Consider the following 9,627-nt stretch of genomic DNA (forward strand, 5'->3'; position numbering starts at 1 on the left):
GGATAAACAGAGTTGAATACAGGTTGTTTTGAATAATATCCAGAGTTAAAAAACACATTATGGTTTTCATTGAAATTGTAGTTCAAACCACCTTTTACATTTCCACCTAAAATATTTTTAAAATTAGTTTTATAAAGAGGATCATTTGTTAAATATAAGAAAGTATCTTCTCTTTGAAACCCTTGTTGAGATACTGCACCTTGGAAAAATGCAGAAAGTCTTTCAGTTGAATATTCAAGTTGAGTAAAGGCCCCCATCCATTTTACATAACCATTGTTATTATATTCAATTTTTTCTTGGTCTTTAATGTTCGTCCAAGGATTCAAGCTAGGTGAAGCTGAATAAGTTTGCAATAAAGTTCTATTTGGATTATTGATGTCTTTATTGTCAAAATAAGCATCAGCTCCTAATCTATCATTAATCATTCTATAGTGATACCCAACATAAGTTCTTGCATCGATACCAAAATCAAGCACCAATTTATCACTTAATTTTGTGTTTAAATCGATAACTGCACCATACCAATCATGAGAATTCATAGAAGCTCTTCTTGTAAACCCAGTTGATCTATTAGTAACATAGTCTCCATTTCCATTCGGAGAAAGTGGAGCTCCAATAGTATTTGCTTGTCCGGTATTGTATTTAACAAATTCATCAAAAAGTACTAAACCATCTGTTGATTTATATGCAAAAGGACTTTTCCCAATATTTCCAGTTCCTCCACCACGACCCCATGAGCCATAAAACACAGATGATAATTTAGTTTTTTCACTGATTTTATAATCCCAGTTAAGAGACATTACAGGTTTGTGATAGAAATTTCTTGTCCAAGCATATTCTTGTCCATTTTTGTATCCCCAGTCAGAGCTGTATTTGATGTTTGGTTCTCCATTACTACCGTATTTTATATAATCTGACAATGGATTTGCAAAGCTTCTTTGATTGTGCCATTGTGGCGCACCTGTAAAAGTAAATTGAATATCATGTTTGGCATTTGGTTTGTATCCAAAAGCAATAAAATAATTTTTCCCTTCAAATTTAGTTCCGTCAGCATATCCATCTCCAGTTGTAGAGCTTAACAAAACAGAAGCAGAAAAACCATTTTTCATAATTCCTGTATTGTAAGACGCTTGAGTTTTTAAGTAATTGTCATTTCCAAAACCAGTTGAAACTGATCCTCCCTGTTTCATTTCAGAAGTTCTTGTTACAACATTGATAGTTCCTCCTACAGAAGAAATGGCTAGTTTAGAAGAACCCAAACCTCTTTGAACTTGCATAGCAGATGTTACGTCAGATAATCCAGCCCAGTTGCTCCAATATACAGCGCCATTTTCCATATCGTTTACTGGAACACCATTGATCATAACCGCTACGTTTCTTTGATCAAAACCACGAATGTTGATTCTTGAATCTCCAAAACCTCCCCCTTGTTTTGTTACATATACAGAAGGTGTATTTGCTAAAATTTCAGGAAATTCCTGTGTGCCTAATTTTTCTTGAATTTCGGCTGCTTTAATTGTTGAAACCGCAACAGGTGTTTTTCTGTCTTTTGCAATATCTACAACTCCTGAAGTTATTACAATTTCATCTAATTCATTTGAATTAGCAGTTAAAATAATTGTTCCTAAATCAATAGTTGAACCATTCGAAACATTAAACTTAATAGTTTTAGCTTCATAACCTATAAAAGAAAGAACCACTTCTCCAGCTTTTGCCTCAGAATTGATTGTAAATTTACCATCAAAATCTGCTGTTGCACCAGCTTTTGTCCCTTTTATAGAAACATTTGTTCCAGGCAAAGAGTTTTGACCATCGGTAATTTTTCCTGTGATTTTTCCTTGAGAAAACACCGTCGAAGCTACCATAAATAGTAACCCAGAAAGTAACCAATTTTTAATTGTTTTCATTTTTTTTTTTAGTTTATTAGTTTTCGGCAAAATTCTAACATTTTATTAATAATAATGTTAAGGAAATGTTAATAAAAAGCAATTTGTTAAAGCGATGTTAATAAAATATCACTTTTTTAAGGCTATTTGTTAATAAAAAAAAGGACTATTTATCTGGTTACCAATTAATTATAAGATTTAGACAGATAATGCTATGGTTGATAAATAATTACTAATAGCAAATTATAGTATTGAAAACATATCAGGAATAAACCACTACACAAAAAACATTTAAAAACAAAAAATTAAAGGTTAAGTGTACTGGTGTTTTTATAATCGAAGTTAGGAAGTGCTATTTATTTGTTTTTCAAAAAGTGATTCAACAAAAACTCGGTTGAACTATCGTGTTGATTAACTGTTTTAGAATGTATTTCTTCAAGAATTGAATTTGCTAATTGTTTGCCAAGCTCAACTCCCCACTGGTCATAACTAAAAATATCCCAGATAATTCCCTGCACAAAAATCTTGTGTTCATATAAAGCAATCAAAGAACCTAAAGTTTTTGGAGTCAATTTTTGTATCAGGATAGTGTTTGTAGGCTTGTTTCCACTGAAAACTTTAAAGGGCAAAAGGAATTTAGCTTTTTCTGCAGCAAGTCCTTGTTTGTCAAATTCGGCTTGAACTTGTTCTTTTGTTTTACCGTTTAATAAGGCTTCGGTTTGGGCAAAAAAGTTCGACATTAATTTATCGTGATGATCATCATTTCCATATAATGGTTTTACAAATCCAATGAAATCAGTTGGAATCAATTTGGTTCCTTGATGAATTAGCTGAAAAAAGGCGTGTTGCGAATTCGTTCCTGGTTCTCCCCAAATTATTGTTCCCGTTTGATAATTAACTGGTTTTCCATCACGATCAACACTTTTTCCATTGCTTTCCATTGTTCCTTGTTGTAAATAAGGCGCCAATTTTTGTAAATATTGAGTGTAAGGAATCAATGCTTCACTTTCAGATCCGAAAAAATTATTATACCAAACACTTAATAAAGCTAGAACTACTGGAATGTTTTTTTCAAAAGATTCCGTTTTGAAATGGTTGTCCATTTCGTTAGCCCCAGATAATAGTTCATCAAAATTATCATAACCAACAGCCAAACTTATTGAAAGTCCAACGGCACTCCAAAGTGAAAAACGTCCGCCAACCCAATCCCACATTGGGAAAATAGTATCGGGATTGATTCCAAATTCAGTTACTTTTTTAATATTGGTTGAAACCGCCACAAAATGTTTGGCCACGTCTTCTTGTGAAGCCGATTTCAAAAACCATTCTCTAATAGTTTCAGAATTAGTTAAAGTTTCTTGTGTGGTAAATGTTTTGGAAACAATTACAAAAAGGGTAGTTTCTGGATTTAATTTTTTAATAATTTCGTTTACGTGATCGCCATCCACATTCGAAACAAAATGAAGATTTAAATGATTTTTATAAAACTGTAAAGCTTCAACAGCCATTGCAGGACCAAGGTCTGAACCACCAATTCCGATATTCACAACATCTGTAAATGATTTTCCGGTAAATCCTTTTCTTACTCCGTTTATTACTTCATTTGTGAAGTTCTTTATCTTATTTTTAACTTCGAATATTTCCGGAATAACATTTTCTCCATCCACTTTGATAATAGAAGTTTCGGGAGCACGTAAAGCGGTATGCAATACGGCACGATTTTCAGTTTGATTGATGATGTCTCCGCTAAAATATTTTGAAATTGCATCTTTTAATTGTGATTCATTTGCCAATTCAAGCAATAAACTCATCGTTTCTTTATTGATGATATTTTTTGAATAATCAACCACAAAATCATTCCATTGTAAATGAAATTGTGCTGTTCTTGTATTGTCTTTATGGAACATTTCCTTCATTGAAGCATTTTGCATCTCCTGAAAATGATTTTGAAGTTTTGACCAAGATTTAGAAGTTGTGGGATTTATATTTTCTAGAGCCATTATATTATAGATTCTTATATTTTGAATATTTTTTTACTTTTCGGACGTAAATTTACACTTTTAGTTTGTAAATAACAGTTACTTTTTTGGACTATAAATTTGCAACGCTATCTAATTCTCGCTTCAAAGGTTTCATTTGAGTCATAAATCGAGGTAAGTTTTTCTTGTCCATAGGTTGAGAATTAGGTAATTTAAGTTTTAAAGCATCTACTTGAACTCCGTTTTTCCAAAATCGGTAACACACATGCGGTCCTGTTGCAAGACCTGTGCTACCTACTTTCCCTATTATTGCTCCTTGACTTACTCTTTGCCCTTTTCGAACCAATATTTTTGACATGTGTAAATATTGAGTTGAGTATGTTTTGTCGTGTTTTACTTTCACGAAATTTCCGTTACCAGCTGTGTAACCAGTTTGCTCTACAATACCAGCTGCAGTTGTCATAATTGGTGTTCCCGTTGGAGCAGCATAATCGGTTCCTTTGTGTGCTTTCCAAATATGTTGTACTGGGTGAAATCTATTTTGAGTATAATGGGAAGTAATATTTACAAATTTAAGTGGTGCTTTGAGGAAGAAATTTTTAAGTGCTTTTCCTTGGTCGTCATAATAATCTAGTTTACCCGAATTTTGGTTTTGTGCAAACGGAAAGGCGTAAATTAATTTTCCTCTATACTCGAAAAAGGCTGCTTTTAAGCTGTCAACTCCATCATAAATAGTGTCATCTATGAATCTTTCTGTAAAAGTTACACCAAATTTATCTCCTTTTTGCAATTTGAAAAAGTCTATCGACCAAGCATACACTTTTGTTAATTTATTTGCCAAAGCGGCATCAACTCCTTGTTTACTCAATGCTTCTGATAAGGAACCGTCTAATTTTCCTGCAATTGTTCTTTGTTTAAAAGTGAGAGGTCTAATTTTTTTATAAACCAAGACGGAATCCCTTAAATCAATAACGTAATAACTAGACTTATCAGGTTGATATACCACTACTTCTAATTTTTTGTATCGGTCTTTTGATCTCAAAAAAGTAAATGCTTTTCCTATTCTTACGGTTCTTACATTGAAACTATCTCTAGCTTTTTCAATAATGTCATAGACTTTTTTATCTCCAAGATTTTGATTTTCAATAATACTGCCAAAAGTGTCTCCTTTTCTAATGGTATCATTCAAAATATTAAAATCGCTAGTTTTGAATCCAAATTGTTCTATTTCAGCAGGGATTTTTTCATCTGGAATTATGCTCACAGAATCAGATTGTTTACAAGAAAACAGAGAAAATAAAAGGATTATAAGAAGATGTATTTTTTTCAAAAAGTATGTTTTATGCAATTAAATTATTTTTATAAATCGGAACTTATTTTAAAAGTTATATTTAAGAAAAATTAGTGTCAGTTTTTGATTTTTAATCACTCTCTATTATTAAAAACTGTTCAAAGTGAATATTATTATTCAACATTTTTTATTTTAAACGGATTCTTTAGTCCTTTAAAACTGTCTAAGTCAGCCTTGATAGATCCAACAGCTAGGCTCGCTTTTATTCGAACTGGTAATCTGTTGTCATCGTCTGAAACCCAAACGGTTAAACTTTCTTGTTCTTTAAAAACTCGTCCAGATTGTACTAATGGTCTAAAAATCATTGTCGAAATAACTCCAAATTTAGTTGTAATATCTTCACGACCTATGAATTTTAACTTAAATTTTGTGGTTTCATCATCAAAAAACATATCAATTGCCACAAATTCTCCCTGTTTTATTTTGTCAATATTTGGATAATTTCGCAAATAATAGAAAGATGACATAATGTCTTGCGTGTTTTTTGGGATGTCAAGAGTTTTTTCAGTTTTGTTTTTATAATCTTTTACAATTATTTTATTTTCCTTTTGATTAAAAAAACCTTCTTGATTTTTGGTATATCCTCCTTCATCAATTTTTCTAACATATTGATAAGGATTTCTGGTTTCTTTGTCGATATAACTTTCGTAAGTATCTTCTACTTTGAAAAAAAACCTAGACATACCTGTTGTGTACCCTCTGCCAATAACGTGAAAAACCTTTCTGTTGTTTATAGAAGCTTCTTTGACTTCTAGAGTTGCGTAACCCGCATTTATAAATCCATAGTGGATTCGGAATTTAAACCATTCTCCTACATCAAAGGCATCTCCTTTTTGAGTATCAAAACTTACAACAGAAACAAATAGTAAGAGTAGAATTATTTTTTTCATTTTTTTAGCTATTTATTCACTCAGAGTGCAAATTTTGTTCCAAATGTATTAAAACAAAAAAACTCAGTCAAATAAAGACTGAGTTTTTATGCTATTAACTAACCAAAAAATTATAAATTATTAAAATTTATAGAAATTAAGAAGGAAACCACCCCTTCTGGGTTTTCGAGGGCAAAGGTAGTTAACTACGTTTTTGTTTTTTTGTAAAAAATAAAGTTTAACACAACATTTGCACGTGCTCCTATCGTTTTTAGTTTATTTTTTCACATACTATAAAAAAAAGGTATTTTTACGGTATTACTCGCATTTTTTTTTGTTTTTATAAAAACAATAAGTGTTAAAGTTTTATAGATTAAAACCAAAATCCAAGACTGAACCAGGTAAATCCTTTTTTATTTTCAGGAGACCACGAATGTTTAATTTCTATTGGTCCAACAATCGTTTCCATTCCATAGCCTAAAGCATAACCAGAGTATTTTGGAAGTGAAAGCCAATCCAAGTTTTGGAAAAGATTATCCTCTATATTGGCATAATTTGCAGTAAAATTCAAATGATTTTTTTTAAAAATTTCGCAATCTATAGTAGCTGAAGATTTTAAATAACTGTTTGCAGCCAAACTCAAAAAGTCATAGCCATAAAAATGTTTTAGATTATCAATGGGGTTATAACCATATCCACCTAAGACAAAATCAAAAAAGGATACACTTTGTTTGCCAAAAGTAAATCCGCCTTCGGCCTGAATCTTAAAAGTTGTTTTTTTGAAGATAGTTGCCGCAACTCCAAGATCTGCTTTTGCAATAGAAAAAGGAGAAAATTGTTTCGTGAAATTTGAAGAAAATAAATAAGTCTGAATGTCTCCATTGAAATACCACCCTTTTTTTGGAAAATATTTATTGTCAAAAGAATCGTATTTTACATATCCAAAAACACTAACATAATTACTTTTATCAATAATCGGAGCTATGTTTGTAAGTGTTTCTGACCTGATGTCTAATAATTTAAGTTCAATGCCAGTGCCTAATAGAAATTTTTGTGCAAACAAGGTTTGGAAATAAACCTGGTTTGTTAAGTCGGAAAAATCTACATTAATGGAGTTTATATTATAGCCATCCAAGGTTGATCCTGCTATTTCTTTGGTTATATTTTTATTAAATTTATTAAATTGTGATTTAAAACCAAAACTTAAATAAAATCCATTATCAATATAATAATCTAAATTATATCTAAAATTATCGCCAAGAACTATGTCTAGGGAAGTGACGTCATTTTTAAAAAATATTTTTTTCTGGGTTAAATTTACTAAAACTCCACTTTTAAACAAGTCATCATAATGAATTCCAAATTTCAAAAATGTTTTAATTGGGTTTTCTGTCAAGGTTAATATTAAATCATCTTTCGAATTATTATCTTCTAATGAATAGTTTATGGCGCTAAAATTTTGGGTAGCATTAAGATTGTCTATTCCTTTTTTTAAGTTGGCGTAGCTGATATTTTCACCTTCTTTAAAAGGCAATTTTCCTTTTATATACAAAGAAGTGTAGTTTTTCAATTTATTTATTATAATCTTATTGATTTGAATGCTGTCCACTTCTGGTTTTAGGTTGTTTTTTACAAAATCTTTTTTGTTTCCGTATTTTTCTAGCTGTTCATACACTGCAAAAGCAGCTTCCTCTCCTTTTCTAATAATTTCAGTTCCTTCGTTAAAGGATATGATTCCGTAGTCTTTAATATCTGGTTTTATATAAATATCGGTATCTTTTATTTTCGACTTCATTTTCTCTATCGTCTGAATAGCCGAAATTTGTCCTAAAATCTTTGTAGCTTCGGTAAGTTCTTTTCTGTCTAATAAACCGTCTTGAACATCCACACCAATAATAATATCAGCACCTAATTTTCTTATTTCTTCAATAGGATAATTATTGACAACTCCTCCATCTACAATTAATTTTCCATCAATTTCTACAGGAGAAAACAAGGATGGAAATGCTGAACTCGCAATCATCGAATGGGCTAAATTGCCTTTGTTTAAAATAATTTGTTCACCAGTTTCTATATTTGTTCCAATGCATAAAAAGGGAATTTTTAATTGGTTAAAATCTCTTATGTGTCTCACATTTCTAGTAAGAGAAGTTAGTAAATTGTAATTATATATTCCTTTCGAAAGTGCTTCTGGAATGCCAACTTTGAAATTATTGAAAGGCAAAACAACTGCATAAAGCTCATCATTCCTTTTTTCGTAGAAGTTTTTAGAGGATCGAGGAGTAAAATCTTGAAGTAATTCGTCAAAATTTGTTTTTCTAAAAACAGAATCAATTTGGGTTGCACTATATCCCATCGCATATAGTCCTCCAATAACTGAACCCATACTTGTTCCTCCAATGTAATCAATCTTGATTCCTGCTTGTTCCAAAACTTTCAAAACGCCAATATGTGCAAATCCCTTCGCACCTCCACCACTAAGAACCAGTCCAATTTTTGGCCTTTTGATAGTGTCTTGTGAAAAAGACGAGAGGAAAGTAAAAGACAGAAAAATTAATAGGACAACCTTTTTCATATTGACTCGTTATTGGTTTTGTAAAAGTCGGTAATTTTTTTGGCTTTTGACAAACCTATAACATCAGAAATTTCTTTTTCTGTAGCTAATTTCAATCTTTTAACACTTTTGAAACGTTGAATTAACGTTAACATCGTTTTTTCGCCAATTCCTGGAATACTTTCAATCGAAGAATTGAGGGCTGATTTACTTCTTTTATCCCGATGAAAAGTAATCCCAAAACGGTGCGCTTCGTTTCGTAATTGCTGAATGACTTTCAAGGTCTCCGATTTTTTATCCAAATACAACGGGATGGAATCGCCAGGATAAAAAAGTTCTTCGAGTCTTTTGGCAATGCCAATGATTGTAATTTTCCCTCTTAATCCCAATTCATCAATACTTTTTAATGCCGAAGATAATTGTCCTTTTCCACCATCAATAATAATGAGTTGTGGCAATGGTTCGTTTTCGTCCAACAACCGTTTGTATCTTCTATAAACCACTTCAGTCATCGAAGCAAAATCATCCGGTCCTTCGACGGTTTTTATATTGAAATGTCGGTAATCTTTTTTGCTGGGTTTTCCGTCTTTAAAAACCACGCAAGCCGCCACGGGATTAGTTCCTTGTATATTCGAATTGTCAAAACATTCGATGTGTCGTGGCTCGACTGGCAATCGCAAATCCTTTTGCATTTGCGCCATAATTCGATTGGCGTGACGATCAGGATCTACAATTTGCAGTTGTTTCAATTGTTCGATTCTGTAAAATTTAGCATTTCGAATCGAGAAATCCAAAATTTGTTTTTTATCACCCAATTGCGGAATGGTGACTTTAATATTTTCGCCAACTTCAACCTCAAAAGGAACTATTATTTCTTTGGACAATAATTGAAAGCGTTCCCGAAGTTCTATAATTGCTAATTCCAATAATTCTTCATCGGTCTCGTCGAGTTTCTTCTTGATTTCCATTGTGTGCGAACGAATAATCG

At 31.7% G+C, this 9,627-nt stretch carries 6 protein-coding genes; all 6 read right to left on the bottom strand.

What is annotated here, in order from left to right; genetic code table 11:
* The coding region (locus tag PHC28_RS11170) for a TonB-dependent receptor (RefSeq protein ID WP_300100151.1) at positions 1 to 1,907 on the bottom strand (1,907 nt) is incomplete at its 3' end.
* Positions 1,908 to 2,242: 335 nt separating this feature from the next.
* Complete coding sequence (gene pgi / locus PHC28_RS11175; protein WP_300100153.1) at positions 2,243 to 3,886, bottom strand: glucose-6-phosphate isomerase; 1,644 nt, start codon at positions 3,884 to 3,886, stop codon at positions 2,243 to 2,245.
* Between the two features lie 91 nt (positions 3,887 to 3,977).
* Complete coding sequence (locus tag PHC28_RS11180; RefSeq protein WP_300100156.1) at positions 3,978 to 5,195, bottom strand: peptidoglycan DD-metalloendopeptidase family protein; 1,218 nt, start codon at positions 5,193 to 5,195, stop codon at positions 3,978 to 3,980.
* Positions 5,196 to 5,329: 134 nt separating this feature from the next.
* The gene (locus tag PHC28_RS11185) at positions 5,330 to 6,106 is read right to left on the bottom strand and encodes a DUF3108 domain-containing protein (protein WP_300100159.1); all 777 of its coding nucleotides are present in this window, start codon (positions 6,104 to 6,106) and stop codon (positions 5,330 to 5,332) included.
* Positions 6,107 to 6,458: 352 nt separating this feature from the next.
* Positions 6,459 to 8,660: a patatin-like phospholipase family protein gene (locus PHC28_RS11190; protein WP_300100162.1), complete on the bottom strand. Its 2,202-nt coding sequence runs from the start codon at positions 8,658 to 8,660 to the stop codon at positions 6,459 to 6,461.
* The coding region (locus PHC28_RS11195; protein ID WP_367278022.1) for a helix-hairpin-helix domain-containing protein at positions 8,657 to 9,627 on the bottom strand (971 nt) is incomplete at its 5' end. The genes PHC28_RS11190 and PHC28_RS11195, both read right to left, overlap by 4 nt.

Origin of the sequence: Flavobacterium sp., from assembly GCF_028712645.1 — a bacterium.
In the GTDB taxonomy this organism is placed as follows: domain Bacteria; phylum Bacteroidota; class Bacteroidia; order Flavobacteriales; family Flavobacteriaceae; genus Flavobacterium.